Here is a 26,092-nt window from a genome sequence, read left to right on the forward strand (position 1 = left end):
CCTAATTTGCGATCCTTTGCCGTGATTCGCCGCGTTCAGCCAACGGCTTTGCGGCGGCCTTACGCTCTCTTGTTTCCCCGCCGTTCGGAGCAGTTGCCGCCGTCTTTACCACAAATGGATTTCCTTCCGATGAGGCTTCCTCATTCTGAGCGGGTTTTGGAGGCATGGCTTTTTCTTTGACGATCGATGAGACCTTCACAGTTTCGTCAGATGTTGCTGTTGAGGGCACCACGCCAAGCCGTTTTGCGGCACGCTTTAGTTCTGCCGGTGACAACGCCACTTCCCGGGCTAGAAGCAGGCGGCGTTTTTCAGCCTCCAGGTCGTCGATCTGCTTTTTCAAGCGAGAGTTCTTCATCCCGTAGTCAACCACGTAAAAATGCTGTTGGGCGGCGAAAAAGGTGCCGGCAACCAGAAACGCTGCCAAAAGACATATCACTATCACGGCTCTCGGCGTGATCCTTGTGCGCGATCTTTTCTTGATGGTCCTTCGTGGTGTACGTTTCTTTCTGCCGTTCATTTTAGTTGCCTCCGAGGTCAGTTGTTCGTTTCGAATTTCTTGAATCCGCGTAATTTCGCACTTCGCGAACGCGGGTTTATTGCCATTTCCGCTTCCGATGCCGTTATCGGCTTCTTTGTCAGGATCTCGCCGGCCTTGACCGCTCCGCATGAGCAGACAGGAGCCCGCCGCGGGCATACACATTTGCCCGAAAGCCTTTGGAATGTATGCTTTACAATTCGGTCTTCGAGCGAGTGAAAAGTAATGATGGCCAGCACGCCGCCCGGAGCGATCACATCTATGCTGTCGCGAATGAAAGGCTCGAGCACGTCCAATTCGCGGTTTACGGCAATTCTCAGTGCCTGAAATGTACGCGTAGCGGGGTCGATCTTTTCCTTCTTGCTCTTCGGAACCGCAGATCTTACAAGGCTCGCGAGTTCGAACGTCGTTGCTACAGGTGTGCCCGCCTCTCGGCGTTCGACTATTCGTCTGGCGATGCGGCGTGAGAACCTCTCCTCGCCGTAGAGATATATAATGTCCGCGATCTCTGCCTCTGACATTTGATCAATCATTTCCGCTGCGGTCTGACCTCCGGAGTCGGCCGACATTCTCATGTCAAGCGGAGCGTCGTATCGAAAGCTGAATCCGCGTGCCGGATCATCAAGCTGCAGCGACGAAACGCCAATATCAGCAACGATACCTCTCGGCTGACCGGCCCCCTTCGCTGCGATGATCTTTGACATATCTTCGAAATTCGACCTCACCGCCGTGAATCTGTCGCCAAACCGAGAAAGACGGGACATTGCCATTTCAAGGGCTATCGGGTCCTGATCAATTCCCAGCACCGTACACGCAGCATTGGCTTGCAATATCGCCTCCGAATGGCCGCCGACCCCAAGCGTTGCATCGACGAAAAAGCCGCCACTGCCTACGTCAAGCAGGTGGATGACCTCTTCACACAATACTGGGATATGCACGTTCTCGTGTCGCTGTTCATCGAACTGATTCTTTTCGACCGGCACATTCGTCAGATTTTCTACCACGTTCCCGGTATTTCGGCAGAGGCGTCGAGCCCTCTTGCGCGATCACCAAATGCGCTTAATTAATTAAACAGTTTCTTTAGTTTTTAGCGTGAGACCACCTGAATGAAACATCAGGTACTTCAATTAATGCAAAGTTTACTTGGGCTTAAGACACTTGTCAAGCAAAATCCTAGCTCATTCTGTTTAAATCTTTTCTTAAGCACTTGCGCCGATTATTTGTCTGAATTTTCTAATTTGCGGCCATTTCCACATGCCCGAGCCGCTGTCAATGCAATTTCCTTTGTCATTGTTCGTCAGGCTGTGTAAGATAGAACGTCTTTCGAACGAAGCAGATGTCTTCAGAATTCGTACAGCTCCTGATCTTTGGCCTGTTGGCGGGCGGCGCGAATATCCTTGGCGGGCTGGTTCTTTTCCCTTCCAGGCTTCACGTCTTTTACAAGAAATCGCTTAGATATTTGCTGGCTCTCGGCGCAGGATTCATGCTCTCGGTGACGTTCTTTGAGCTATTACCTAACACAATTGAAATATGGGCCAAGAACTCTGATCATTTCGCCGAACAACTATATATTCCGATGGCCCTCTTGATAGCGGGCTATCTCATCACACAATTTGCCGAACATACGATCGCTCCTCATTTCCACCTAGGCGAAGAGGTCCATGCCGGAGAGATGATCTCTACATCTTCGGCCTATACGGGGGTTGCGGGGTTGCTGATCCATACTTTCTTTGACGGGGTTTCGATCGCAGCAGCCGCTCATATTGACATTAGGGTCGGCCTTTTGGTCTTTCTTGCCGTCATGCTTCACAAATTTCCGGAGGGATTCACTGTCGGATCGATGGTCCTTGCCGCCGGCAAGGGCGTGCGTCAGGTAATTATCGCAACATCGCTGACCGGTTTTATGACCTTTGCCGGCGTAATCCTTTTCTATTTGGTAGGCGCAAATCTTGGATTCACCGTCGCATATGCATTACCTCTCGCCGCGGGCGTCACTCTTTATGTCGCTGCCAGCGATCTAATTCCTGAGGTTAATCACCACGGCGGCAAGAGCCCGCTGGTCTCGATCTCTGTGATCGCAGGAGTAGCATTGTTTTTCGGCACCCAATCCTTACTGCATCAAATTCTCGGCCACGGCCATTGACCCAAATTCTTGAAACTTCCCTGCACGGTCTTCGTAAATTTCATACGGAGGCATTTGAGTGAAATGAGAGAACCATTGCTGGCCGGAATATTGAGCTTACTGATTCCCGGACTCGGTCAAATTTATAACGGTAGGATACTTATCGGAATAATATGGCTAGTGCTGACCGGTTTCTCCTGGATCGGTTCCGCGGGGCTTTTGGGATGGGTCGTCCATCTCATAGCAGCGTGGTGCGCATACAGCTATGCAAAGGATAATCCTGTTCGCACTTGAATGATCTTCATTCGTTCCTCCTCCGGGCCCGTCGCCTGAAAAAGGCGGCGGGCCTTTTTGCGAATTTCGATAATCGGGTGATTTTGTGTAACATTAATCGTTGCCGATATGGTAAAAGACGGTATTCCTTTCGTGTTGGTTCCTGCCATCACAGCCCTTGTCTTTGGTGTATTTCAGATCTGGACAGGCGTCGTGGTATTTGTCCTGCTTGCGGGATTCATGGCCTATTTCTTCCGCGATCCTGAAAGAGTGATACCGACAGAACCCAACATCGTCGTTTCCGCAGCAGACGGCCGAGTGACGAGAATTGAGGACCGCGAAGGCGGAATGTTCGTGAGCGTATTCCTATCTCCGTTGGACGTGCATATCAACCGTTCGCCGATAGCAGGCGAGATCGTCGATATTACTTACACGCCGGGTAAGAAACGGCCTGCTACCAGCGACGATGCCAGCCTGCACAATGAGAGGAATGCGTTGACGATCCGAAACGGGAACTATAGGATCGTCTGCACACAGATCGCGGGTATTTTGGCGAGACGTATTGTTTGCTGGCCGTCCGCGGGTGATGTTTTAGAAAGAGGCCAACGATTCGGACTTATAAAATTCAGTTCCCGAACCGATCTGCTTTTGCCAAAAGAGGCGGAGATACTTGTAAAGGTCGGTGACCGCGTTCGCGGCGGTGAAACGCTGATCGCGAGGCTCCCGGAGCAATTATGAGCGAAAAAGAGGACTCAATACCGCCTCACAGAGGCCTTAAGAAAGGACTCTATGTCCTCCCTACGCTTTTCACGGCCGCGAATGTAGCGATGGGCTTTTTTGCCGTCCTCTACTCGATCCGAGGATTCGATCTAGTAAAAACTGCGCCCGAGGACGCTTCCTTTTACTTCAATCGTGCCGCCATCGCGATTGGACTCGCGATACTTTTCGATACATTCGACGGCCGTATCGCTCGAGCAACTCGCACAGCGACCGAGATAGGCGTGCAGTTTGATTCTTTGGCGGACGTCCTGACCTTCGGCATCGCTCCCACAGCACTGATATTCAGTTGGGCGTTCGCTCCGACATTTCACGAGAACAGCGGTGCATACGGCATTGGTGTATTCCTGTTGTTCGCATTCCTTATGTGCGGGGCATTCCGGCTTGCCCGCTTCAATCTGCAGGCCACGCGCCCGCGGGTGCTGATGGAAGGTGCTGTCAAGGTCGACAAGAACTATTTTGTCGGTTTACCGATCCCTCCGGCCGGCGGCCTGCTTGCGGCGATAGTGCATTTTCATCCGATGCCCCTTTCCACACTCGGCGAGTCCGCCGCAAAGTATTATGGATTCGCACTAATGGCTCTCGTCGGAATTTTGGCTCTTCTTATGGTGAGTACGATCCGCTACGTGAGCGCAAAGACGGGCAGCAAAGGCCGAAAGGGCTTTCTCCTTGTGCTTTTCCTGGCCGGCGTCGCGATGGCGATCTGGCTGTATTCCCAATATACCCTTCTCATTCTTGCCGGAGCCTACGTCGCTCACGGCCTTGTGCTGTTTGTCGTACGGCCGTTCCTTGTCAGGCCTAAACTAACGGAAGACTAACGAGATGGATTCGGGGACCGATAGCCGTTTGAAAATGGCCTGAAAACCTATAAACTTGAGCCTAATGCAGGCCGAATCAAAGAAAGGATCAAAACTGGAATTACTGAAGGACCGCTCAGCTGCGGCAGAGTTGGGCGGCGGCGAAAAGCGCCTCGAAAAGCAGCGTTCTGCCGGGAAGATGACCGCCCGCGAGCGCATAGATCTTCTTCTCGATGACGGCACATTTGAGGAATTCGATAAATTCGTCACGCATCGTTCCCGGGATTTCGGTTTGGAAGAACAGCTTTTTCCCGGCGACGGCGTAATAACCGGGCATGGGCTTATCGACGGCAGGCCGGTATTCGTCTTCGCTCAGGATTTCACGGTCTTCGGCGGATCATTATCCGAGACCCATGCCCAAAAGATCTGTAAGGTAATGGATCTGGCAATGAAGACAGGAGCACCTGTCATCGGACTCAATGACTCCGGCGGAGCTCGCATTCAGGAAGGCGTGATGAGTCTTGCAGGCTACGCAGACATCTTTCTTAGAAATACATTATCGAGCGGCGTCATCCCGCAGATCAGCTGCATTCTTGGGCCGTGTGCCGGCGGAGCGGTCTATTCGCCTGCGATCACGGACTTCAATGTGATGGTCAAAAACACGTCGTATATGTTCATAACGGGCCCCGACGTAATAAAGACCGTCACTCACGAAGAAGTGACAAAAGATGAGTTGGGCGGGGCGATGACGCACAATTCGAAGTCCGGCGTCGCCCATTTTGCTGCTGAATCGGACGAACATGCATTGCGTATAACACGGGAACTGTTCTCGTTCATTCCGGGAAATAATCTTGACGATCCGCCGTTCGCCCCTACGAACGACCCGGAGAACAGGACCGACGAGAAGCTCAATGCAATGGTTCCCGAGACGGCAACGCAGCCGTACGACATCCGCGACGTCATTCATTCAGTGGTTGACGACGGTTACTTCTTCGAGATCCAAGAACACTATGCGCCGAATATCGTTATCGGTTTCGCACGGCTCGGCGGATATTCGGTCGGCATCGTCGCTAATCAGCCCGCGTTTCTTGCAGGTGTATTGGACATTGACGCGTCGGTAAAAGCGGCCCGGTTCGTTCGTTTCTGCGATTGTTTCAATATTCCGCTCATCACGTTCGAGGACGTTCCCGGATTTTTGCCCGGCGTCAACCAAGAGCACTACGGCATTATCCGGCACGGAGCGAAACTGCTTTACGCTTTTGCCGAGGCAACAGTGCCCAAGATAACGGTGATCACGAGGAAAGCTTACGGCGGCGCATATTGCGTGATGTCATCCAAGCACATTCGTACAGATATCAACTTCGCGTATCCGACGGCCGAGATCGCTGTGATGGGAGCGGAAGGCGCCGTCGGCGTCCTTTTCAAACGGGAGATCGCCGCAAACGATGAAAATTATCGACTCGAAAAGGTTGCGGAGTTCGAAGAAAAATTCGCGAATCCATACGTTGCGGCAGAGCGCGGATTCATCGACGAGGTCATAGAGCCGAGTCTTACACGGCCCAAACTGATCGCCGCTCTCAAACTCCTGAAAAATAAACGGGATGTGAACCCGCCTAAGAAACACGGAAATATTCCCTTATAAGGCTTAGGTAAGGCATCTGAACAAAGTGACGAAATCGACCAACCGACCGACCGAAGCTGTGATCGATCTCGGAGCCCTGTCGCGCAATCTTTCGACTCTTAGAAATATCGCCGGCGATTCCGCGATATTGGCGGTCGTAAAGGCTGACGCTTACGGCCACGGGGCGGCCCCATGCTCTGCGAGGCTTGAGAAAGAAGGCATATCCTCTTTTGGTGTCGCGATGATCGAAGAAGCGCTCGAACTGCGGAATTCCGGTATTTCGGGAGATATCGTGATCCTCGGATCGATCTTTCATGGACAGGAAGAGGCAGTTCTGCAGCACCGTTTGGAACCGATGCTATGTTCTCGCAGGACTGCCGAATCGTTGAACAGTGCGGCCATCTCCGCAGGTAAAGTAGCGGACATTCATGTTAAGGTTGACACCGGTATGTCGCGGATCGGCATCGACGCAACTGACGCAGCAGATTTTGCGGCGTATCTCAAAGGCCTGACGGGCCTGCGCGTCAAAGGCATCATGTCCCATTTCCCTGCAGCGGACGATCCGCAAAATGATGACTTTACGGTGTCACAAATAGAAATGTTCGACGACTGCTGCCGTTCGTTCACCGCTGCGGGCCATCACCCTGAGGTCTTTGATATTGCGAATTCTCCGGGGACGCTAGCCCATTCCGGGTCACGAAAGAACATGGTCAGGCTCGGAGGCGGCCTCTACGGCCTCCTTGATGATATTATGCGGGGCCATTCGGCACTTCCCGATCTGGAGCATGTGATGAGCTTGCGGTCAGAGATCGCCCATGTTCGTCAGGTCGATGCCGGAACGACCGTCGGTTACGGACGCTCGTTTACTACTGAAAGGCCAACGCGGCTTGCAGCTGTACCCATTGGATACGCGGACGGCTATCCGCGCGGGCTTTCGAACCGCGGCTCGGCGTTAATACGCGGTCAAAAAGCAAAGGTAGCCGGCATAGTCTCAATGGATTGGACGATCTTCGATGTCACCGACATCGCCGATGCAGCCATCGGCGACGAGGTGCTGCTGATAGGAAATTCGGAAGGCCTTTCGGTCACAGCAGCGGACATCGCAGGACTTTGCGGAACCATCGGCTACGAAATAACTTGCGGTGTTTCACAGCGGGTTCCCAAGCGGTATATATCCTGAACGAACTTTTTTGAATGCCGGCTCGACTTCTGACAACACGATTCTGGACCAGGCTTTATTTCCTGGCGGAGGAATCTGACCTCTTCGGGCGAGCTGCTCAGGTAGCGTTCTTTTTCACATTCTCCTTGTTCCCGCTCCTGTTCTTTTTGTTCAGTCTTTCGGGGTTGGTTCTTGAATCTTCCGATTTTCTTAAGGATGAGGTCTTTCGATTCTTGCGGCAAATAATGCCGGTGTCGGTGTTCGAACTCGTCAACGCGACCATCGACGAGATCATCGCGAGCAGTTCCGGCAGCAAGCTCACACTCGGATTAGTTGTAACGCTTTGGACGGCGTCCGCCGGAGTAGACACGCTTCGAGCTGCCCTGAACTCCGTTTATGGGCTTTCTGAACGCCGTGCCTGGTGGCGGACGAGGCTGCAGGCCATCCTTTTTACTTTTGCCGCCACCATTCTCGGAGCGGGAGCACTTTTCGTTCTGATCAGCGGACGTGAGTTCTTTCAGCGAACGATCACCGGCTACGACGGCACCGGTGATCTTGCCCGTTTTTTGCAGTGGATCGTGTTGGTCCTTATCGTTCTGACGATCTGCGAAGCGGTTTACAACTTACTTCCTGACTATCGGAATTCCCGTTGGCACTGGATCACGCCCGGCACACTGGTCGCCGTTTCCTCTTGGCTGATACTGATCGGCGGGTTCAAGCTGTATTTAAGCTACTTCAACACCTACAATCGAGCCTACGGTTCTCTTGGAGCGGTCATGATCCTTATGCTGTGGCTGTATCTGACCTCGCTGTCGTTGATGGCAGGAGCTGCGGTCAACTCGACGTTGAGGCAGCTGGACGATGAAGACACGAAAACTGCGGACTAGGCCGTGCGAAGTGCGTTGATCAATGCCTCGCGCATCGCACCGGCAGTTCGCCAACGCTGATCGACGGATTTGGCAAGGGCGGTTTCTATCACGGACGCCACACCGGGCGGAACGTCCGGCCTATATGTTGAAAGCGGCACGATAGGCTTTTCAAATATCGCTTTTACGGTTTCGGCTATGCCCGCTTTCGGGCCGATACCAAGCGCATTTGTACCTGTCAGCAGGCTGTACGCGGTCATCCCAAGCGCATAAATATCAGACGGCGGCCGAACATCTTTGAATTCCCTCACCTGTTCAGGGGGCATGTAGGCGATAGTACCGGCGACGTCGCCTACCATGGTAACGCCGCTCATGCCTGTATCCTTGAAGCTTTTTGAAAGTCCGAAATCAGTAAGCTTTGCCGTCAGGCCCGGAGGTTCGCCGGAAACGAGTATGTTCTGCTCTTTGATGTCACGATGAACGAATCCGAGTGAATGAGCATGATTCAGAGCGGCCAGAGTCTGGCTGATTATCGCCATTGCCTCCTGATGATCAAGTTTCCCACCGCGCTGAGCCGCGAGCCGCGATGCATCCATACCGGGAACAAATTCGGAAACCAGGTAAATGATCCCGTTATGTGTTCCGTGTTCGATGAATCCGACGATGTTCTCATGTTTCAACGACGCGGCAACATCGATCTCGCGTAGGAAGCGTTTCATTGCCTGTTCGCTTACGGCAACCTCAGGCAAAAGTGTCTTGATCGCGACGGCACGTCCGTCCTTCTCGGACCTGCACAGCATCACGGTGCCCATGCCGCCTTTGCCCAATATACGTATCATCTGATATCCGGGTATGGGCTGCGGCTCGGAAAGGAGCTTTTCACGGCATTCATCACAGACGTACGTCATCTGTTCGCCTGAATCCTCAGCCTCGACCTTAACGGGTATCGCACAGTTCAGGCACGAGACGCTGACCACCGACGGCTCGTGTTTGAACGTCGCGGTATCACCTTCGTCACCTGTATTGACATCAACCTCGATGATGGTCTCGCCGCCCTGAATGCGGTCGCCGCTCTTAAGATAGGAACTTTCGACGCGGGCACCGTTCACAAATGTTCCGTTAGTCGAACCGAGATCGCGAATAAAGGCCCGCGGTGGAGCGATCTCGATAATGCAGTGGTGTCTGGAAAAGAAAGGATCGCTGGGCAGGCAAAAATGAGCTGTTTCGCTGCGGCCAATAACGAAAGTATCGTGCCGGTCGAACGAGAAAGTTCGACCTGCTTGGGGACCGGCGATCACGTTCAGGTTCACATGCATCAGCGCCGATTATATTTTATTTGCAGGATCGCCGCTAATTTAATATTGCCAAGAACATTAAGATAAGCGAAATAAGGAACGTCACGCCGCCCATCGCGATACCCGATACCGCCATGCCGGAACCCGTGTATTTCGAAGGATCATCTTGGGCTTTTCGCCAGCCGATAAAGCCCGTCACCATCGCCGGGATACCGAGCCACAACCCTCCATAACAGCAGACCAGGACCACGCTTGCGATACCGAGGATCATAGCGGCCTTTGCCATCGTATCGTCGGCGGTGCCGGCAGCAAAGCCGAATTGCTGATTGACGGCCGGCTGCCATTGCTGATAAGGCTGTTGGACCATCGGAGCCGGGGACTGATACGGATTGGTGACGCGGACATTGTCCATCACCATCGTCGGGGGCGGATCTTCAGCAAATCGCGGGGACGAAGGTTCGATCTGGAGATCGATCAGCATCTCGCCGTCATGAAGGCAGAAATTTAGGAGTTCATCAGCATAGGTCTGCTGACATCTTGGACATTGCTTCATACTAGCGTCTGATCTCGAGATCTTTGAATGCGATCTTAATGCCGTCACCGGTGTAAAGGCCGACTACGCCATTGGGAAATCCATGGACATTCCGAATGGAATTGACCTTCTTGCCGTTAATGAATAGGTCCACCATCGAATCTCCGTCGCGGATCTCCAAAATGTTCTCCTGCTTGCCGTCCTTGATCGCGTCAGATCGCGTCCAATTGACAACCACATCCTCCTTCTTCGGTGTGTGATTTACGATCCGATAGCGTTTCTTGGCCGAATCTATAACGAAGGCATAGCCCTTCTGCAAAGGCGTCGTATCGCTGTGAAACACTAGCCCAAAGCCGAGGTTCGTGGCACCGTTATCCAGATTCGTGGCCGAGACCTGAACGTCAGCTCCGATCGATTTGTATTTCGATGTCGCAGCCAGAACATAGTAGTAGCCTTTAGCCCGCGACGACATTATGAACTGACCATCGGTGAACTCCGTTTCCCCGAAAGATTTCGTCGATTGGACCCATTTTGACAGGTCGGGAGATTCGTCTTTCTTGCGAGTAGATGTCGACGAAGAAGTGTTGGCCGGCTCTGCCGTGTTCGAATTCTCGGACTTTGTGTTTGCGGTCTTCGGTTCCTGATTGGCTGCAAGAAATATGAAGCCGACTAGGCCGCCGCCGCAGATCAATCCCATTCCACCGAGGATAAGGAGCACCCATAGCCACGCCCGCGAAGACTTTTTCGGCTGCATTGAATGTTGCTGCTGGACGTTCCATTGCGGCTGTCCGGGCTGCTGCATTTGAGGCTGAGGCTGCGTCGGCCGCGGCTGATTTACAAATACAGTGTCGGGAGCGCCTTGCCCGGGAACAGCCGTCAACACCGAACCGTCCTCAAGGCAGAAGTTCAGATTTGTGTCAGTGTAGGTCTTTCGACAGGTCGGGCAGATCTTCATACGTTTAGGCTCACATCTCGGCGGTCTGGTAAATGGACAGCAATATTATACGGTCAACATGCAAAAAGTGCGACACCCCTGAATACGGTCAAACAGCGCAAATTGTTCGCCGGGTGGTCAGAGGCTGATCCCGCAGCGGCCGCAAAATCTGATGTGAGGCGGAAAAGACGTTCCGCAGCGGCCGCAAATACGCTCGGCCTGAGCAGGGGGAACACTTCGGTGAGGGTCGCTGTAAAACCCCACAGGCCGAGGTTGGCCCGACTGCGACGGAGGAGCCATATTTAGTCCGCACCGGCCGCAGAATCTGGCATTGGCACCCAACGGATTTCCGCATCGCGGACATCCTGACATCCCCGAGATCGACGCGGTACGGGCGATCGCATCGAAGATGGAACCGCCGCATCGGCCGCAAAATCGCACACCTTCGGCAAAACGCGCGTTGCAGCCGCGGCAAACGACGATACCGGGCATTACACTCGACGGCTGAGAGCCGAGACTGCTGCCGCCCGCAGATGACGGCTGGCTTGATGAACCATGCGGCGGACGGAGCTGTGCCTGAATGACCTGCTCTTCGGCGCCGGAACGAATTTCTATTACACGTTCGTCATCGCGTTCACCTGCCTTTGAAACACGAAGTACATGTTGTCCTATCGGGATATCCGACAAAACAACCCGTCCCGACGTACCGACGCTTGCTTTGCGTTCATCGTCGACATATACCTCAGCATTTACCGGGGCGAGGATCACCAGCCGGCTCTTGCCGACACCTTTTGATTCAGCAATGCCCTCAGCGGCTTCCTCAAGACTGTCGATCCACTCAGCAACGGTCGAGGGCCGTTTCGCCGGATCGGTCTCGATCGCCCGCATGACGACTTCTGCAACGGGAATGGGAACGTCTGACCTGAGAGTCGATAAGGGCGGAGGTGAATGCATCACCTTTTGCATGACGAGCTGCATCATCTCACCGGTAAATGGCGTTTTACCGCCGAGCATCAGATACGCGATAGTGCCCAAAGCGTAAAGGTCGGCACGCGCGTCAATGCCGAGCTCCGGCTGCATCTGTTCCGGCGACATGAATTCCGGTGTGCCAATGATGCCCCGTGATGAAGGCGTGGCGTTTGACGAAGCGTCCGTGACGGTCTGCGACATTATCTTTGCCAGACCGAAATCACCGACCTTGATAAAGCCGTCGCCGCCTTTACCCTTCTGCATTATGAAGATGTTCGCCGGTTTCAGATCTCGGTGAAGTATTCCCAGGTCGTGGGCCGCGTCGACACCGTCGGCGATCTGCCTCAACAGACGAACGGCACGTTTTACGGTCAATGTACCTTCGCGGCGAAGCAGCTTATGCAGCGTCTCGCCCTCGACATATTCCATTACCAAATAGAACACGCCGTCCTCTGTCTCGCCGAAATCGGTGACACTAACCGTGTTTGGATGCTGTATCGATGCCGCGGCCTGCGCCTCTCTTTCAAAACGCACGATCGCCTCGCCCTCTTCGAGGTTATCGCTGCTCAAAATGTCCTGCCGAACGGTCTTTACCGCAACGTGACGAGTTTCGAACTTATTATCCTTGGCAAGATAGACCTGCCCCATCGCGCCGCGGCCGAGACGCCGTACCAGCATATAACGGCCGGCTATCATTTGCGGCCCCGGCAGCGAGACGCGCGTTTGCGTTCCGTCGAGAGGGCAATTAGCCACCTCGTCAGGAAAACACTGCTCGCATTTTGGGCATTCTCTCATTCTACGTCATCGGGCCAAACGCTATTTTCACCGCTATCGCCCGTCCTTGCAATGTTTACTGGATAAAATGACGATGCCTATATGGATCAAAGGGGGCGAAACTTTCCTATCGGCGAACGCCGTCGATACTTTGAATGGCAGGAAACAGGTATTGAAATTTCGGATATGCTATTTCAGATTTGAAATTCGATTTTGTTATACTTTGCTTTGCAAATGGGTCGTTAGCTCAGTTGGTAGAGCAGCGGACTCTTAATCCGCGGGTCGCAGGTTCGATCCCTGCACGGCCTACCATTTCATAAAAGGCAAAGTCGAACCGGTCAGCAAGCCGGCATTTGATCTTGGCCTTTTTTCGTTTAGACCTTATCTCGCCACTCCAGCACTTCTTCCCGCAGGATCGGATTCTGCTGAAAACTGCCGGTCTGTCCCTGAGCTGCGTTAGCACGCTGAATGTGCCAATAACTGAGCCCGAGTTTGCCTACAGCTCTGACGTAACGGTTCCGGGCCCGGAACTTGCCCGAAAACAGCCCGCTCAAGAGCCAACCCGTACTTCGAAATGCAGAGGTCACGATCTTTGCGTGTTCAGTAGGTATGAGGCCGCGAGCTATATCAATTGCGAGCATTTCGTTCAAGATCTTGTTTTGCCGCCGCATGATCAATAGAGCAAAAATGACGAAGATCAGGAAGAACGGGATCTCCAGCAGCAAGTATCCAAGCAGAAATCCTTCAAGTCCGCCGGCCACCGCCATGCCGTTCCAGATAGCATGAAGCAGCACCGCGAAGAAATAACCAACGACCGGCATTATTATCTTGACCAGCGTATTGTGCGTTTCTCTGGCGATGCCGCATCCGATGCCGGTCATTGCGGTAAATGTCACGTGTGCGAACGGCGACAGCACGCCTCGGAGAAAAAATAGGACCACCAGGCCGCCAAGCCCGCCGGTCCCGAGAGCTCGTCCGTAATAAAGTACATTCTCGACCGTCGCGAATCCCAGAGCTATCACGCCGGCAAAAACGATGCCGTCAAGGATATCGTCAAAATAGCTGCGGAAAAAGAAAAGCAATATCAAAAGCCCGACGCCTTTTGAAAGCTCTTCGACGACAGGAGCAGAGATCACAGCGCCGACGACATCGCCGAGTATCATCCCTTCTTGGCCGCCGACGGCAACGGCAATGCCCACACCGACACCCGTATTTACGACAAACGAAACAAGAACCGCAACAAGTGCACCCCAAAGGAACGCCAACGCCAGGAGCCAAAGCGGCTCCGGATCATATCGGTCGAGCCACATCAGCGGGAGCAGATAGAACATCGCCGGCACGAATGCCACGACTGACGCGATGACCGCAGGCACGATCCCGACGCTGAGCAAAAGGATCGCAGCCACTATCAAGCCAAGGAACGCTATCGCAAAAAGCGTGATGCCGATGCCGATATAACGCCCCGTCTTGCTTCCCGTCTCGACCTTGACCGCGGTGCCGCCGAGTCCGAAATTGTGAAGCGAAGATTGAAGATCTGCCGGTTCGGCCGCGGCCGTATCATTGAAAGCCTGTATCTCGGCATCACGCCTCGATACGTCCGCCGTAAGGACGCTCCGGGCATCATCTTCTATAGTAACTTCCGCGGAAGTTCCATTATGCCCGAATTGAATGCGGTCGCCGTTGCTGAGCTTCATCTGCGTCACGCGGGCGTCGTTCACATACGTTCCGTTCGTGCTGCTATTGTCTGAAATATAGAAACCGTCGGCCCGTGCCTCAATGAAAGCGTGCTGCTTAGAAGCGATCCGTTCTGTCATCGGATCAAACCTGACACTGCAGGTCTCGCTTCGCCCTACGGTCATGAAGCCTGTTTCCAGTTCGAATCGCTTGCCGGCGAGCGAACCGCTTTCGATCAGCAGTGTGAGTTTCATACTGCAATCATAGGAACAAAAAGCCCAAAGTCAAGCAAACGCCGGACCTTGGGCCAATTCAAAATATTGATGATCTATCGAGGCTGAACGGAAGCAGGCGACGGCTCATCGCCCACAAGTCCGAACGGCGTGACCGATACTGAACCGTTCGAGCTCATGATGCCGTACCAGACCCCGCTGCTAGGACGGTAGACCATCACATCAGCCTTCATGTCGCCGTCATAATCGGCGGGCGTCGGAATGTCCTCCGCTATGCCCCAACCGTAGAATCGTGTAGATGGGCTGGCTGCAGGATCGAATATGTACCAGACGCCGTTGGACGGCCGATAAACAGCGAAATCGGTTTTGCCGTTGCCGTCGAAATCCGCAAGGACCGGCTTGTCACCTGCCATTCCCCAACCGGCATAAACAGGCTGCGAGGTGGAACTCAGAATGACATACCAAACGCCGTTCGATGGACGCCAAACTGCAATATCCGCTTTCCCGTCGCCGTCATAATCGCCAGCGACCGGCTTGTCCCCTTCGATACCCCAACCAACGATACGGACACCGCCTGTTGACTGCAGAATGTACCATGCTCCGTTCGAAGGCCGATAGACAGTAACGTCCGCCTTTCCATCGCCGTCAAAGTCTCCGACAACAGGAATGTCGCCTTCAATTCCCCAGCCGATGAACAAAGAACCCGCTGAGCTGCGTTTCAGATAAAAAACTGAGTTGGAAGGACGATAAACAGCAGGATCGCTTCTGCCGTCACCGTCGTAATCCGCAGTGATCGGGATATCGCCCGGCAGTCCCCACGGATCGGAAACGCGACGATTGTTGAAACTGGCTATGTATTCAAATGTCTCGGTAGACGGCCTATAAACTGAGATATCCGTCCTCTTATCACCGTCAAAATCTGAAACAAGATTCGGAGTTGTAGTGTCGATAACGTAAAGTCCCGTTGAAAGGTCGCTCAACAGGACCTTGTCCTCGCCAAGGAATGGGAACGCGGACCAGTTGCCGTCGTAATTCGTCGGGACGAAATCATTCAGTTCAGACCTGCCGCAAATTATGTCCCAAGGTTCGTCGGCAAGGCCCGGCTCCGGCTGTGTCGGCACGTATTCGGGAGCGTAAGTGTCGTATTGCCCGATGCGTATAGGATCTGCCGGATTTGTGATGTCGAAAACCTGTGTGCCGGCTTGGTACCACGAGACGTAAAGGCGGTTTCCTTTCACAACGGGATTGTGGGGCGTTACGGCATTCAGGTTCAGGTCAAAGGCGTTGATCTTTTTGATCAAAAGCGGTGTTGCCGGATTGGAAACGTCATAGACCCGTATGTCCCCCGCGTTCGCTCCATTGGCGGCAGAGCCGGAGATCTCGCGGGCGCTGTACAGATAATTGCCGTCTTCGCTCGTCCAGGAGCTATGCATGCTGTTGCCCGCGGTTACCGAAGAGCTCGGGTCGGTGATGGTGCCAAGCAGGATCGGGGCCCTCGTGGCAAGATTCTCGATGTCCCAAATTTCAGTTCGAGCCTTGTTCGTGCTGTTCCCCCAACCAGATGTGTACATGCGGTTGCCGCGGATGTGCATTGCATGGATCCAATTTACCTCGCCCGGCGTAAGGGTATGGACAAGGAAAGCCGCTGCAGGATTGGTTATGTTGATGATCCGAACCGGACGATTGGCCGTGGAGTTCGAGTTTTGGATCAGATAACGCTGGCCGTTCTGGTCGATCACCATTATCTCGTGAATAGTGGTATAACCGCCGCCGTTGCTGCCGTTCACGATGCCTAAAAGCTGCGGACTCGCCGGATTCGTCAGATCAACGATATGCACGCCGCCTGTATTTCCTGTACCAAAATAGCCGCGATTGCCGATCACGATGGCTTCTAGGAACTGCAGATTAGCTCCGGGGTTATACCAGGAACGCAATACCGGAGCATCGGCATTCGAGATATCGAATATGAATACCCCGCGGCAATTGTAACTGCCGAGGACGGCGAGGTTTCCGTCCGCATAAAGGTCAGCGTATTTCCAGGAACTGGTCGTCGTGCAGCCGGGATTGATGTTCGCCCTGAGCTTATAGTTCTTCACTGCGAAGGACTCAGATGCAAATGCCGACAGTATCAAGACAAGAATGAGCGAAAAACGAATGAGACTCATAAGGCTGCGTGGTCGGGTGCGGTCAACACACCCATCTGAATTCCCCAATGTGAAAAAGAAAATTCGTACGAGTTTGCCGACCTCGAAAGTATATACGCGTTCTTCGCCTGATGTCGAATGAAAAGCTGATGACTTATACCTGAACTAAGACGCGATCTGCACGACGTCACGCATGACCAGGTCGAATGTGCCAGGATCAACTTTGCGAAACTGCCGATTGCGGTTCAGTGAGACAGCTATCGAGATCGTCGGATTATTGCCTTTGAACCTCATGCCGCCTGCGATAAGCAAATTGTAAAGCTCATTGACATGAAGCGGGCCGCCCGCCTCACGTAGCAAAAGCTTACAGGCCTGCGTTATCGTAAGATCGGCGAACCTGTTAGAGACAGGGGCAGAATTTGGGGAAATGGAGGGAATGGGCCGGTTATTGCTCAGGTACGATACTGTGTTGTCACTTCGGGGCGTGTACGAACTTTCGTCGCGGTTGAACCGCATTACGAGGCCGCCATGGTCGCCGCCGTCCATCTCTATGACACGGCCGCTTGGGCTGCCAGAGCTGTCGAGCGGCCCGCCGGTACGCAATGAAACCAAGAGACTGTGGATCGCTCGTTCGGTCTGAGCCGCGCTGTTCTCAAGAGCGGCGATCTCCATTCGAAGCTGCTCGACCTCCATCTCTGCTTCTCGCAGCCGTCCCGCAAGACGGTTCTGCGCATTCCGCGTCTGCCGAAGGGTCTGCTCCAAAGTGACTATAAGGCTGTCATCTACCATAACCGACCTGTATTATTAGGGAAAAATAAGAAAAATGTGAAGAACTTTCTTTTTTATCAGACCGCCTTGCTCTATTTTTTTCGCTCTGTCGCAAAGGCCAAGACGTCTTCTAAACAAGAACGATACTCCGAAACCGGCAAAACTGCAAGACTTTTTATCGCGCGTGCCGAGTACTCAAGAGCGAGGCTATGGACAGAGTCCAAGACACCTTCGGACCCCAATCTTGCGATCAGATCCGCCCTCGGCATCGCATCGTAGTTTCCCTCACGCATTATCCTTTCGAGAACGGGCAGCAACGCGGCGTCGCTCTTCAGCAGGCGGATCAACGGAAGCGTAAGCTTCCCTTCCAGCAGGTCGGAGCCCGCCGCCTTGCCGAGAGTTTCACTGTGCGACGTCAGGTCCAGAAGGTCGTCGCTCATCTGAAACGCTATGCCGAGTTCCAGCCCGAACTGCCGCATGGCAGTTACGGTCTCCTCTTTCGCATCCGCCAGGATGGCACCGACCTCACAGCAAGCGGCAAATAAATACGCCGTCTTGCGTTTGAGGATCTCGAAATAATCGTCCTCGGAAATATCCAGCTTGCCGATCAGCGTCAGCTGGATCAGCTCGCCCTCGGTCATTTTTCGCGTGAGTTTGGTGAGTATATCCAGTATCCGCAAAGAACGTTCCTGCAGCGAGGTCTCGAACGCCGACATATACAGCCAGTCGCCCATCAGCACGGCTGTCTGATTGCCGAACTGCGCATTCATCGAAGGCATATTCCGTCTTGTTTCGGCATTGTCGATGATGTCGTCGTGCACCAGCGTTGCCGTATGGAGCATCTCCATGACGGTCGCCATCCGAATAACGCTTTCCCGCTCGCCGCCGCCCGCGGCCTTTGACGCCAAGATCAGCAAAGCAGGGCGAAGCCTCTTGCCGCCCGAGGCACGCAGAAACTCACCAAGATAGTTCACTACCTGAAGGTTAGAGCTTGCCTGCCGATCGAATTCTGCCTCGACGGCACGCATTTCATCTTCGATCGGCAAAAAGACTCTCTCGGCAGCTGCGGCGGTCATTAGTTCTCTTCTCTTAGCGGCGAATTGGATCATCCGGAAGTATGGTCTTGGAAAATTGGGAAATAGCGGGATCTAGTTGGTCCTGTAATTGTCAAACTGCATATCGATGCCGAAATCTTTCGCCTTTAACGCTGAGATCACTGTCTGAAGCGTATCGCGGTCCTTTCCTGCAACTCTAACGGTCTCACCCTGAATGGACGCCTGAACCTTATACTTGCCGTCCTTTATGAATTTGACCACCTCTTTGGCCTTATCGGTCGGAATGCCTTGCTGGATCTTCACCGATTGACGAACGGTTCCCCCGGCGGCCTGCTCGATCTTCTGATAATCAAGAGCCTTAAGCGAGATACCGCGTTTTACCATTTTGCTCTGCAAAATATCGTTCATATTGCGGAGCTTCGTTTCATCCTCCGCGGAAAGAATGAGGTCTTTACCGTTCATCTCCACGGTCGCCTTGCTGCCTTTGAAATCAAAACGCTGCGAAACCTCTTTAGTGGTCTGATTTATCGCATTCGTCACTTCGGCGTAGTCTGTTTTTGAAACGATGTCGAAAGAATTCTCTTTAGCCATAAAACTAGATTCTGCCACAGCCACAAGCCAAATTACAGCCGAACCGCCGACATAGCGAGGCATTGTTGCCATCATTACGAATTTGGCTGACAATAGCCCTATGGAAATCGATCATCGGAGTATCCGCAGCGGCGATATCGCGATAGTTACACTACACAGCCCGCGAGAGAAGGCGCTGGGCGTCATCCGCGATATAGGCCCTGCAGGGGTTTTCATCGCCGCGATCGAACTTGGCTATTTTGAGGATTGGTCGCGGTCGATCGCATCGGGTGAACCGTATCTCCCAATGGAGGAGAGTTTCTTTCCGATGTGGCGGGTAGAGAGGATCTCGCTCGACACGAGCGCGGCCGATGCGCCGTCTTTTGCGGAGCAATTTGAAGCGCGAACCGGGATGAAACTGCAGGATCAGATCTAGCTACATCTTCTTTAACGAAATGCGGCCGCTGTTCGTAGACAGTCTCACGGTCGCTCCGCCGCCGGGGCCAATGTCCCCGACTATCTTGCGGATCGGACCGGATTCGATATTCTCGGTCAATACATTTAAAGGCATTTCCGAATTTAGCGTACCGAAACCGTAGGTAGCTGCCAGCCTGAATCCTGAGGCTGACGGCAGAGAAAGGCCTATCGAGCCGCGGTTAGTATTGATGTTGTAGGACGCATTTTCCGGGATGCCGCCCACAAACGAGATAGCTCCGGATATAGAGGTCGCCTCGAGCTGGCGATAGATCGTATCTTTCATCGTGATCGATCCGCTCGTGGTAGAGGCCTTAAGGTCATCTCCCGGTCCGGTCGGGCCCGAAGAAACGATGATGATATTTCCGGTGGTATTAAGTAGATTCATAGGGCCGGAAATTCGATCTGCCACTATATCGCCCTGCCCTGCCGAGGCCGTAAGGCCGCCTGAAATATTTCTCGCGATTATGTCGCCGCCCAGCGTTCGGACATGAGCTTTGCCTATACCGTCGATCTGAACGGAGATGTCACTGCCCTTCAGATTGACCGACGCTCCCGTCGGCACGTCTACTTCAATATCATCACCTTCAAGGCACTCATTGACCGCCGCCCCTGATATCTTTGGCCGAGCCACGACCATCACCCATGAAGCCAAGCCCGTGTCTGCGTTCCTTTGCATGACCTTTAGATCGAATTTCTGCCCCTTGTCGGCAAACACACGAAGTTCTCCGCGGTTCCAGCCGTTCACTTTTGCACGCCCGTCCTTTACGCATAAGGAGATATTCACGTTCCGCTCAACCGGAATTGCCAGTTCGAACGTATCTTGCGCATAAGGCGACGGAACACCGGCGAAAGGCGGCATAGGAATGCTCGGCGGTTTGACGGTTACCCGAGTTTGCGCATCTGCGGAAACCGCGATACAGGCCGCCGCGACAAATATAGGCAGCAGCCGAAGAAAAAAATGTTCGACGACTACTCTCATCGTAGGCTCGCTATCAACTCCTCACGCTGAACTACTGAGTTCAGAAGGTCGATCTTATTCTGATAGGACGCAAGCAGGACCTGCCTGGCGGATTCGCTTTTAGGATTTCTTTTCAACTCTTTTTTGGTTCTTGAGATCGAGTCCTCGATCACTGCCAATTCCCTCTCGTAGGCGATCCGCTCGGCTGTACTAAGCACGCCGTCCTTGTTGTTGTCGACGGTCGGCCTCATGGCTGAGATCGTCTTCAAGTATACCTCTTCACCGTTAATAAAGGCCTCATTCCTAATGGCTGCTGAAGCATTTCCAGAACGAAAGACAGCCTTCTCGAATGCGGGTGCGGATGCGGAGCGTCTTGCCGATGTCATAACAACCTTCGGTACAGAACGGTCCTGATATTGGGCATCAGTCTCCGGCTCAGATGCTGTCCTTTCAGAATTCCGGCCTGTCGAGCTGCCTGCAACGGCAGGTGCGCGCTTAACGACCTCGCCCGCGTCAGGCGATCGCAGGAAAAGGACGGCCGCCGCAGTCACCGCCAGTATCATCGCGGCTGAAACCGCCATCGACGGGCTCATGAATACGGTTGAGAAGATATGCCCCAACCTGCCAAAAATACTGCGTCGCTCACTCTCGATCTGGTCGTTTATCCGCGACCACAGCCGCTGCGTTGGCACCATTGGCCCTAGTTCCCGTTCCATTGCGGTAAACACGGTGAGTGTTTCCGCTTCAGCGATCGAAACCATTTGCAGACAATCGTCGCATGCAGATAAATGATCCGAAACCGACACAAGCATATCCTCAGGCAGTTCACCATCAATGAAAGCCTGTATCACGCCGATGTCCAAACAATCCCTTTTCATAACTTCCCGCCTTGTGCTCCGCCGTAAACACGTGAAAATTCCTGTCGTGCCCTTGCCACGAATTTCCCGACACTCGCCTCATTAAGATCCAGGCTCTCTGCGATCTCTTTATACGAAAGCCCTTGCTGCTTTAGTATTAGACAGCTTCTGTGCGGCTCTCTGACCTCGTTCAGTGCATCAAAAATGCTTTTGACGGCGGCTTTCTCATCGTACTCATCGGCCGCCGAACGCATTGAACCGTCGTCTGTCAGTTTGACGTAGTTCGCTTCTCGTGTGTTCGCCCGAATCGAGCCGCGGATGCAGTTCTTTGCCAGGTTGATAGCGACCCTGATCAGCCACGGCTTTAACATATCTTCGCTGAGTATCGAGCTTGAGTGATGATAGAGCTTCAGGAACGTCTCCTGTGTGACATCTTCCGCCAAAGCGTCATCGCGCAAAACTGACCGCGCGACGCGATAGACCGTCCGGTGGTGGGCCAAGAACGCCTCCTCGAACCAGATAGCATTATCAGTCGCTGCCGCAGCTTTTTCGGACATTATGTCCACACGGATCTCGATAACTTCGCTCATTTTCGGCATCCGGAAATGCTCTTCATTAGGAAGAACACCGCAAATGTCGAAATTATGACACCTTTTACGCTTTTCGGCATGATATGTTCCGGCGCAGCTTGCCCGCACGCTTTATCACTCTTTTATGTATTGAATTTCACCAAGAAAGCCCGTAAACTTTTGAAACAAAGAAATCCCGTGTTCGTGTATTCGACGGGAGCATTTATTTATGGTCACTAACTATTCGCGGCAGCTGGAGCGCCTAAACGATCAGCGTGGTTTCAACCTGATAGAGCTGATGATCGTCATCGCCATTATCGGACTGCTGATCGGTGTCGGCAGTATAGCGTGGCAGGCAGTTATCAGTTCCGGTAACGAGACGACTGCTGCACAATCTATCGAGAATATCCGAAAATTTCAGGCACAATATGCGACGAGGAACAGAGGTAATTTCGGAACATTCGACGAGCTGGTTGAAAAAGTAGGCCTGGATGAGAAATTCAAGGGCGAAAGACCTGTGGTTAATGGCTATGTCTTTACTTTGACCGTTGAACCGTCCTCTGCAAGCCGCCCTGCGTTCTATTCCATCACTGCTGAACCGCAGGTTTCCGAAGGCATCACCGCCACGGGTAAGCGGCGTTTCTATACAGATTCTTCGTTGAGCACTCTTAAAGCGACGGACGAGAACCGGCCGGCAAAGGCCGACGACCCGTCGATCTAGTGTTGAATATCTGGTGTTGAATATATAGAGAACAGCGGATAGCGAATCGTCAAGACGAATACGGTGAAACGATCGATACACAGGACCACGGTAACTTAAGGTTCCAACTATCAGTAATCAACTATCGATTCTCAACTAATTCCGCCGTCTTAGCTCAGTGGTAGAGCACTCGCTTCACACGCGATAGGTCAGAAGTTCAAATCTTCTAGACGGCACCAATAGAAAAGAGCCGGCAGCCTTATGAGGCTGCCGGCTTTTGAAATGTGTGAAGATGCCGATCTAGACCAAGTCAAAATCAGTGTTGCGGAACACGATAAACGCGGATTCATTCGGGCGCGGGGTCGGCGTTGGCCGCGGCGGATTCTTCGGTCCCGGCTCGACGGTTGGAGGCGGCGGCTTCGGGGGCGGCTTTTTCGGATCATTCTTCTGCCCGTAAGCCGCGGCCGAAAAGACGACCGCGATCGCGAACGCAAAAATGGCTTGCTGCAAAAACTTCATGGTAATATACCTTCTTCTCTTATCGTTCCCCTCCGAATGCCGCGAACGAGAGCGTCATCCGGCTATTTCTGAAGCAATCACGGTGCCACAGACACCGTTAAGACGAAAGCGCAGTGAATTTGGTTGTTTAAAATCATTTTCTGCTCAGATCACTTAAAAAAATACCACCAAATCCGTATGTTTCATACGAAAACGTGAAATTTAAACGACTACATCATTCGAAAGAGCGCCTTGAAATTCGCCGTTGTCTGCCGAACAAGCTCCTCAAAAGGAATGCCGTAAAACTCTGCCAGAAACCGTGCCGTATGAACGACCATTGCAGGCTCATTGCGTTTGCCGCGATGCGGAACAGGCGTCAAATACGGGCAATCCGTCTCTACCAACAGGCGATCGAGCGGCACCACGCGGGCGGCGTCCCGCAGCTCATCAGCTTTTTTGAAAGTCACATTCCCGGCGAACGAGATCAGAAACCCGAGCGGCATCAGTGCCTCTGCCATCTCTGCCGTTCCGCCAAAACAATGCATTATACCGCCGCGAAAGCCTTCGCAGCTGCATTCTTCTTTCAGAATTTCCACCGTGTCTTCGTTCGCGTCACGGCTGTGGATGATTATCGGCAGATCCAGTTTACGAGCTTTCCGGATCTGCCTTACGAACGCCTCGCGTTGGACGTCTCTCGGACTGTGATCGTAATAGTAATCGAGGCCGATTTCGCCCCAAGCAATAACCTTCTTGGACGAATGAACGAGATCGATCAAATGCTCTTCCGCCGCATCATCATAGAGCTTAGCGTCGTGCGGGTGAACGCCGACGCTCGCATATACACCGTCGTGTCTTTCGGCCACCGCGACCGCACGGCGAAATTCGTCCGTATGCGGATCGCCGGTCCCGACGTTGAGCATCATTTCGACGCCCGCTTCCCTCGCTCGAGCGACCACAGCGTCGCGATCCGCGTCAAATGCCTCGCCGTCTATGTGGCAGTGGGAATCGACCAGCATTACTTCTCAGATGCCTCGATACGTTTGATCGAATTCAGCGCGCCCAACATCTCCTGCAGCTCAGCATCGCTCGTGAAAGTCAGAACAAACTCCAGCGCTAAGCCTTTTTCGTTCGCCCAGTACATCCTTACCCTGGTTTTTGTGACCTTATCCTGCGTCTCGATCCAAGCCATGTCCAGTGCTCCAAACTTCCCTTCGGCCGGCTGCTTCGTCACCACATCATCGGGATCCAGAAACATCTTGACGAACGTATTTGCCACTGAAATAGGCCTAAAGTTTGGAAAGGGTGCTTTCTCCGCGATGATCATGAACGTCGCCGTATTGAGTGCCGAAGAGAGCGGTTTCTTCGATGCCCCAAATAACGTCTTCACCCTGTCAGATGTGAGAAACTCGGCTATAACGGGCCTTTGAGCAGACACCGCCTCCTTTCCCATCTCGCTTATGAACTCGGCCTCTTCTTCATTAAAGACATTCCACCCATTAGGTATTCGCACAGAAATGCCGAAAAAGGAACTCTCAACAATTCCGTCGACCATACGGACGCCGAAATCTTCAGGCAATTCAACCTCCACCAGCGTTGATCTCGGTATCTCCGTCACCTCAAAGGAGTTCAGAAAATCGTTGATCCTCCTGAGATTAGCGTTGCGAAGAGTATTCGATTGCCGTGACAAGGTTCCGCGAGTGTAAACCGATAGATAGAATAAACGCTGTTCGACGGCGATCAATCTGTGTGTCGCTGAGGCCGAATCACTCTCGATGACCATATTACGTCCATAATTTGTGCCGAAATAAAACTCGGAATCTGTGGTAACGCGGCCTTTCATGTACTTAACGTCAGCGTCCCGCATCGCGTCAAATCGGATATTGAGGTCGAGCTTGTCCTTCATCGGTATAGGAAAATCCAGGAAAGCTACTGAATAAGAAGCAAGGCTGGTATCAAGCTGGTAAGACATGAGTTTCGCCGGCCCAAAGGCACTGTTGATATCGGACACGGACTCTTTCGGCCTGCCCGGAAACGCGATCTTAAAGCCGCCTGACAGCGAATGGAACTTAACTGATTTCCCGTCCGGCCCCTGCACGGACGTGATCCCGGTGATTCTGTCGAGCCTCATTTCCTTTGGCGGGTTCGGTTTTGGTGGCGGCGGCGCAGTCGGTTCACTGCCCTCACCCTGTGCAAAAGCCCCCGACGAGCAAAATACCAATGCCAATAGCAAAGTCGAAACAGTGATTCTCATCATTTTCCCGTCCCTTGAAGGCCTAATCAATTCAAAATTCCCATCAACCTAAGCAAGCCCATATTAAGCCTCGACCTTATGGGTCTTGACAATCAACGATTCAAAGAATTTTTGGATCCATTTATCAAAGCCCGCATCGTAGTTTTTCTGCGTTACAGCGACCGAGATAATTACAAGCTTTCCATCAAGCAAATAAACCCTAAATTCAGTTCTTCGCCCTTTTTCCAAGAAAGCGAATTCACGCCCAATATGGCCTTCATATGGGATCGGCCGCCTGAACAGGTATTTCGTAGAAGCCGGATCAAAAGCGTTGTCTATTGCTTCATCAAGGAAGGCCTGAATTTCTCTCTGATCGATCGGCAGTCCCACTGAACGGATCGCCAATGTGTAGCTTGCCTCTTGCGTACTTACCGAAAAGGTCTGAACCGGCCCAACCTCACTATCATTGATGTTATCGTTCTCACCCGGAAACAGGATCATGAGCCCATGTTCCGGAATCGAGAATTCGCTCCACTTACTCTCGTCCGGCAATCTCGGCGCATCGACATCTCGGGAACCAATCACAGTAACAGTTGCTCTTATTGGCTTGGATTTTGACGGCTTTTTCGGACTGGTTTGGGCACTCACTAAAGGAATTCCGGACAAAAGTACAATTAATAGCAAAATTACCTGAAAGGTCTTCAT

General features: G+C 52.9%; 27 protein-coding genes and 2 tRNA genes. 11 read left to right on the forward strand and 18 right to left on the reverse strand.

The features are described 5' to 3' along the window. Nucleotide 1: 1 nt before the first annotated feature. Together IPM50_02115 and rsmH are read right to left on the reverse strand one after the other, a co-directional pair. Nucleotides 2-517: a hypothetical protein gene (locus IPM50_02115; GenBank protein ID QQS33399.1), complete on the reverse strand. Its 516-nt coding sequence runs from the start codon at nt 515-517 to the stop codon at nt 2-4. A gap of 17 nt (nt 518-534) precedes the next feature. Continuing rightward, nucleotides 535-1,473 carry a 16S rRNA (cytosine(1402)-N(4))-methyltransferase RsmH gene (gene rsmH, locus IPM50_02120; protein ID QQS34437.1) on the reverse strand — a complete coding sequence of 313 codons (939 nt, stop codon included), beginning with the start codon at nt 1,471-1,473 and terminating at the stop codon, nt 535-537. A gap of 398 nt (nt 1,474-1,871) precedes the next feature. On the opposite strand from rsmH, the gene IPM50_02125 reads away from it, so the two are divergent. The 6 genes from IPM50_02125 (at nt 1,872) to IPM50_02150 (ending at nt 8,171) form a co-directional block, all read left to right on the forward strand. Then, on the forward strand, nt 1,872-2,678 hold the full coding sequence (locus tag IPM50_02125) for a ZIP family metal transporter (protein QQS33400.1): 807 nt from the start codon (nt 1,872-1,874) through the stop codon (nt 2,676-2,678). A gap of 381 nt (nt 2,679-3,059) precedes the next feature. Beyond that, entirely contained in the window at nt 3,060-3,668 is a 609-nt protein-coding gene (locus tag IPM50_02130) for a phosphatidylserine decarboxylase (protein QQS33401.1), read from the forward strand. Next, nucleotides 3,665-4,525: a CDP-alcohol phosphatidyltransferase family protein gene (locus IPM50_02135; GenBank protein QQS33402.1), complete on the forward strand. Its 861-nt coding sequence runs from the start codon at nt 3,665-3,667 to the stop codon at nt 4,523-4,525. Before IPM50_02130 ends, IPM50_02135 begins: the two co-directional genes overlap by 4 nt. Before the next feature lie 64 nt (nt 4,526-4,589). Further along, nucleotides 4,590-6,146, forward strand: a complete 1,557-nt coding sequence (locus tag IPM50_02140; protein ID QQS33403.1) for an acyl-CoA carboxylase subunit beta — start codon at nt 4,590-4,592, stop codon at nt 6,144-6,146. A gap of 25 nt (nt 6,147-6,171) precedes the next feature. Beyond that, a complete protein-coding gene (gene alr, locus IPM50_02145) occupies nt 6,172-7,305 on the forward strand; it encodes an alanine racemase (GenBank protein QQS33404.1) in 1,134 nt (377 codons plus the stop codon). 14 nt (nt 7,306-7,319) lie between these two features. Beyond that, on the forward strand, nt 7,320-8,171 hold the full coding sequence (locus IPM50_02150; GenBank protein ID QQS33405.1) for a YihY/virulence factor BrkB family protein: 852 nt from the start codon (nt 7,320-7,322) through the stop codon (nt 8,169-8,171). On the opposite strand, the gene IPM50_02155 is transcribed toward IPM50_02150, so the two are convergent. The 4 genes from IPM50_02155 to IPM50_02170 all read right to left on the reverse strand — a co-directional run bounded on the left by IPM50_02155 (nt 8,168) and on the right by IPM50_02170 (nt 12,675). Continuing rightward, nucleotides 8,168-9,466: a protein kinase gene (locus tag IPM50_02155; GenBank protein QQS33406.1), complete on the reverse strand. Its 1,299-nt coding sequence runs from the start codon at nt 9,464-9,466 to the stop codon at nt 8,168-8,170. The genes IPM50_02150 and IPM50_02155 overlap by 4 nt on opposite strands. A 34-nt stretch (nt 9,467-9,500) precedes the next feature. Beyond that, nucleotides 9,501-9,998: a DUF4190 domain-containing protein gene (locus IPM50_02160; GenBank protein QQS33407.1), complete on the reverse strand. Its 498-nt coding sequence runs from the start codon at nt 9,996-9,998 to the stop codon at nt 9,501-9,503. Nucleotide 9,999: 1 nt separating this feature from the next. Then, nucleotides 10,000-10,932: a hypothetical protein gene (locus IPM50_02165; protein ID QQS33408.1), complete on the reverse strand. Its 933-nt coding sequence runs from the start codon at nt 10,930-10,932 to the stop codon at nt 10,000-10,002. 117 nt (nt 10,933-11,049) lie between these two features. Next, entirely contained in the window at nt 11,050-12,675 is a 1,626-nt protein-coding gene (locus IPM50_02170) for a protein kinase (GenBank protein ID QQS33409.1), read from the reverse strand. Nucleotides 12,676-12,890: 215 nt separating this feature from the next. Here IPM50_02170 and IPM50_02175 point away from each other — a divergent pair. Then, nucleotides 12,891-12,966, forward strand: a tRNA-Lys gene (locus IPM50_02175). Nucleotides 12,967-13,028: 62 nt separating this feature from the next. Here the strand turns inward: IPM50_02175 and IPM50_02180 are convergent. From IPM50_02180 to IPM50_02200, 5 genes are all read right to left on the reverse strand, one after another. After that, complete coding sequence (locus tag IPM50_02180; GenBank protein QQS33410.1) at nt 13,029-14,582, reverse strand: PrsW family intramembrane metalloprotease; 1,554 nt, start codon at nt 14,580-14,582, stop codon at nt 13,029-13,031. Between the two features lie 74 nt (nt 14,583-14,656). Further along, nucleotides 14,657-16,726 carry a VCBS repeat-containing protein gene (locus IPM50_02185; GenBank protein ID QQS33411.1) on the reverse strand — a complete coding sequence of 690 codons (2,070 nt, stop codon included), beginning with the start codon at nt 16,724-16,726 and terminating at the stop codon, nt 14,657-14,659. Between the two features lie 144 nt (nt 16,727-16,870). After that, entirely contained in the window at nt 16,871-17,494 is a 624-nt protein-coding gene (locus tag IPM50_02190) for a hypothetical protein (protein QQS33412.1), read from the reverse strand. A gap of 71 nt (nt 17,495-17,565) precedes the next feature. After that, nucleotides 17,566-18,549, reverse strand: a complete 984-nt coding sequence (locus IPM50_02195; GenBank protein QQS33413.1) for a polyprenyl synthetase family protein — start codon at nt 18,547-18,549, stop codon at nt 17,566-17,568. A gap of 72 nt (nt 18,550-18,621) precedes the next feature. Continuing rightward, nucleotides 18,622-19,119, reverse strand: coding sequence for a YajQ family cyclic di-GMP-binding protein (locus tag IPM50_02200; GenBank protein ID QQS34438.1), 498 nt, complete (start codon nt 19,117-19,119; stop codon nt 18,622-18,624). A gap of 100 nt (nt 19,120-19,219) precedes the next feature. On the opposite strand from IPM50_02200, the gene IPM50_02205 reads away from it, so the two are divergent. Continuing rightward, a complete protein-coding gene (locus tag IPM50_02205) occupies nt 19,220-19,534 on the forward strand; it encodes a hypothetical protein (protein QQS33414.1) in 315 nt (104 codons plus the stop codon). On the opposite strand, the gene IPM50_02210 is transcribed toward IPM50_02205, so the two are convergent. From IPM50_02210 to IPM50_02220, 3 genes are read right to left on the reverse strand one after another with little or no spacing between them, the layout of a single operon-like run. Further along, the gene (locus tag IPM50_02210) at nt 19,535-20,554 is read right to left on the reverse strand and encodes a hypothetical protein (GenBank protein QQS33415.1); all 1,020 of its coding nucleotides are present in this window, start codon (nt 20,552-20,554) and stop codon (nt 19,535-19,537) included. Beyond that, a complete protein-coding gene (locus IPM50_02215; GenBank protein ID QQS33416.1) occupies nt 20,551-21,411 on the reverse strand; it encodes a zf-HC2 domain-containing protein in 861 nt (286 codons plus the stop codon). The genes IPM50_02210 and IPM50_02215 overlap by 4 nt, the downstream gene beginning before the upstream one ends. Beyond that, nucleotides 21,408-21,980, reverse strand: a complete 573-nt coding sequence (locus IPM50_02220; GenBank protein ID QQS33417.1) for a sigma-70 family RNA polymerase sigma factor — start codon at nt 21,978-21,980, stop codon at nt 21,408-21,410. Before IPM50_02220 ends, IPM50_02215 begins: the two co-directional genes overlap by 4 nt. Nucleotides 21,981-22,188: 208 nt before the next feature. On the opposite strand from IPM50_02220, the gene IPM50_02225 reads away from it, so the two are divergent. Next, nucleotides 22,189-22,680 (forward strand): prepilin-type N-terminal cleavage/methylation domain-containing protein, encoded by a 492-nt coding sequence (locus IPM50_02225; protein QQS33418.1) that lies wholly within the window; start codon nt 22,189-22,191, stop codon nt 22,678-22,680. A 143-nt stretch (nt 22,681-22,823) separates the two neighbouring features. Next, a tRNA-Val gene (locus IPM50_02230) sits at nt 22,824-22,898 on the forward strand. Nucleotides 22,899-22,959: 61 nt separating this feature from the next. Here IPM50_02230 and IPM50_02235 read toward each other — a convergent pair. From IPM50_02235 to IPM50_02245, 3 genes are all read right to left on the reverse strand, one after another. Next, entirely contained in the window at nt 22,960-23,178 is a 219-nt protein-coding gene (locus IPM50_02235) for a hypothetical protein (GenBank protein ID QQS33419.1), read from the reverse strand. 209 nt (nt 23,179-23,387) lie between these two features. After that, nucleotides 23,388-24,173, reverse strand: a complete 786-nt coding sequence (locus IPM50_02240; protein QQS33420.1) for a TatD family hydrolase — start codon at nt 24,171-24,173, stop codon at nt 23,388-23,390. Next, nucleotides 24,173-25,126 carry a hypothetical protein gene (locus IPM50_02245; protein ID QQS33421.1) on the reverse strand — a complete coding sequence of 318 codons (954 nt, stop codon included), beginning with the start codon at nt 25,124-25,126 and terminating at the stop codon, nt 24,173-24,175. The genes IPM50_02240 and IPM50_02245 overlap by 1 nt, the downstream gene beginning before the upstream one ends. Between IPM50_02245 and IPM50_02250 the strand changes: the two genes are divergently transcribed. After that, nucleotides 25,125-25,460: a hypothetical protein gene (locus IPM50_02250; GenBank protein ID QQS33422.1), complete on the forward strand. Its 336-nt coding sequence runs from the start codon at nt 25,125-25,127 to the stop codon at nt 25,458-25,460. The genes IPM50_02245 and IPM50_02250 overlap by 2 nt on opposite strands. A gap of 11 nt (nt 25,461-25,471) precedes the next feature. On the opposite strand, the gene IPM50_02255 is transcribed toward IPM50_02250, so the two are convergent. Then, complete coding sequence (locus IPM50_02255; protein QQS33423.1) at nt 25,472-26,092, reverse strand: hypothetical protein; 621 nt, start codon at nt 26,090-26,092, stop codon at nt 25,472-25,474.

This window comes from Acidobacteriota bacterium (assembly GCA_016700075.1).
Lineage (GTDB): Bacteria > Acidobacteriota > Blastocatellia > Pyrinomonadales > Pyrinomonadaceae > OLB17.

Bases quoted from the DNA above. Each gene is read 5' to 3' on its own strand.
- IPM50_02140 (QQS33403.1), top strand. From the start codon at position 4,590: ATGCAGGCCGAATCAAAGAAAGGATCAAAACTGGAATTACTGAAGGAC.
- IPM50_02160 (QQS33407.1), bottom strand. From the start codon at position 9,998: ATGAAGCAATGTCCAAGATGTCAGCAGACCTATGCTGATGAACTCCTA.
- IPM50_02130 (QQS33401.1), top strand. From the start codon at position 3,060: ATGGTAAAAGACGGTATTCCTTTCGTGTTGGTTCCTGCCATCACAGCC.
- IPM50_02240 (QQS33420.1), bottom strand. From the start codon at position 24,173: ATGCTGGTCGATTCCCACTGCCACATAGACGGCGAGGCATTTGACGCG.
- IPM50_02115 (QQS33399.1), bottom strand. From the start codon at position 517: ATGAACGGCAGAAAGAAACGTACACCACGAAGGACCATCAAGAAAAGA.
- IPM50_02170 (QQS33409.1), bottom strand. From the start codon at position 12,675: ATGAGAGAATGCCCAAAATGCGAGCAGTGTTTTCCTGACGAGGTGGCT.
- IPM50_02200 (QQS34438.1), bottom strand. From the start codon at position 19,119: ATGGCTAAAGAGAATTCTTTCGACATCGTTTCAAAAACAGACTACGCC.
- IPM50_02250 (QQS33422.1), top strand. From the start codon at position 25,125: ATGAGTTTCGCCGGCCCAAAGGCACTGTTGATATCGGACACGGACTCT.
- IPM50_02235 (QQS33419.1), bottom strand. From the start codon at position 23,178: ATGAAGTTTTTGCAGCAAGCCATTTTTGCGTTCGCGATCGCGGTCGTC.
- IPM50_02190 (QQS33412.1), bottom strand. From the start codon at position 17,494: ATGGTAGATGACAGCCTTATAGTCACTTTGGAGCAGACCCTTCGGCAG.
- IPM50_02155 (QQS33406.1), bottom strand. From the start codon at position 9,466: ATGCATGTGAACCTGAACGTGATCGCCGGTCCCCAAGCAGGTCGAACT.
- IPM50_02180 (QQS33410.1), bottom strand. From the start codon at position 14,582: ATGAAACTCACACTGCTGATCGAAAGCGGTTCGCTCGCCGGCAAGCGA.
- IPM50_02125 (QQS33400.1), top strand. From the start codon at position 1,872: ATGTCTTCAGAATTCGTACAGCTCCTGATCTTTGGCCTGTTGGCGGGC.
- IPM50_02150 (QQS33405.1), top strand. From the start codon at position 7,320: ATGCCGGCTCGACTTCTGACAACACGATTCTGGACCAGGCTTTATTTC.
- IPM50_02165 (QQS33408.1), bottom strand. From the start codon at position 10,932: ATGAAGATCTGCCCGACCTGTCGAAAGACCTACACTGACACAAATCTG.
- IPM50_02220 (QQS33417.1), bottom strand. From the start codon at position 21,980: ATGAGCGAAGTTATCGAGATCCGTGTGGACATAATGTCCGAAAAAGCT.
- IPM50_02185 (QQS33411.1), bottom strand. From the start codon at position 16,726: ATGAGTCTCATTCGTTTTTCGCTCATTCTTGTCTTGATACTGTCGGCA.
- IPM50_02255 (QQS33423.1), bottom strand. From the start codon at position 26,092: ATGAAGACCTTTCAGGTAATTTTGCTATTAATTGTACTTTTGTCCGGA.
- IPM50_02225 (QQS33418.1), top strand. From the start codon at position 22,189: ATGGTCACTAACTATTCGCGGCAGCTGGAGCGCCTAAACGATCAGCGT.
- IPM50_02210 (QQS33415.1), bottom strand. From the start codon at position 20,554: ATGAGAGTAGTCGTCGAACATTTTTTTCTTCGGCTGCTGCCTATATTT.
- IPM50_02195 (QQS33413.1), bottom strand. From the start codon at position 18,549: ATGACCGCCGCAGCTGCCGAGAGAGTCTTTTTGCCGATCGAAGATGAA.
- IPM50_02135 (QQS33402.1), top strand. From the start codon at position 3,665: ATGAGCGAAAAAGAGGACTCAATACCGCCTCACAGAGGCCTTAAGAAA.
- IPM50_02205 (QQS33414.1), top strand. From the start codon at position 19,220: ATGGAAATCGATCATCGGAGTATCCGCAGCGGCGATATCGCGATAGTT.
- IPM50_02215 (QQS33416.1), bottom strand. From the start codon at position 21,411: ATGAAAAGGGATTGTTTGGACATCGGCGTGATACAGGCTTTCATTGAT.
- IPM50_02245 (QQS33421.1), bottom strand. From the start codon at position 25,126: ATGTCTTACCAGCTTGATACCAGCCTTGCTTCTTATTCAGTAGCTTTC.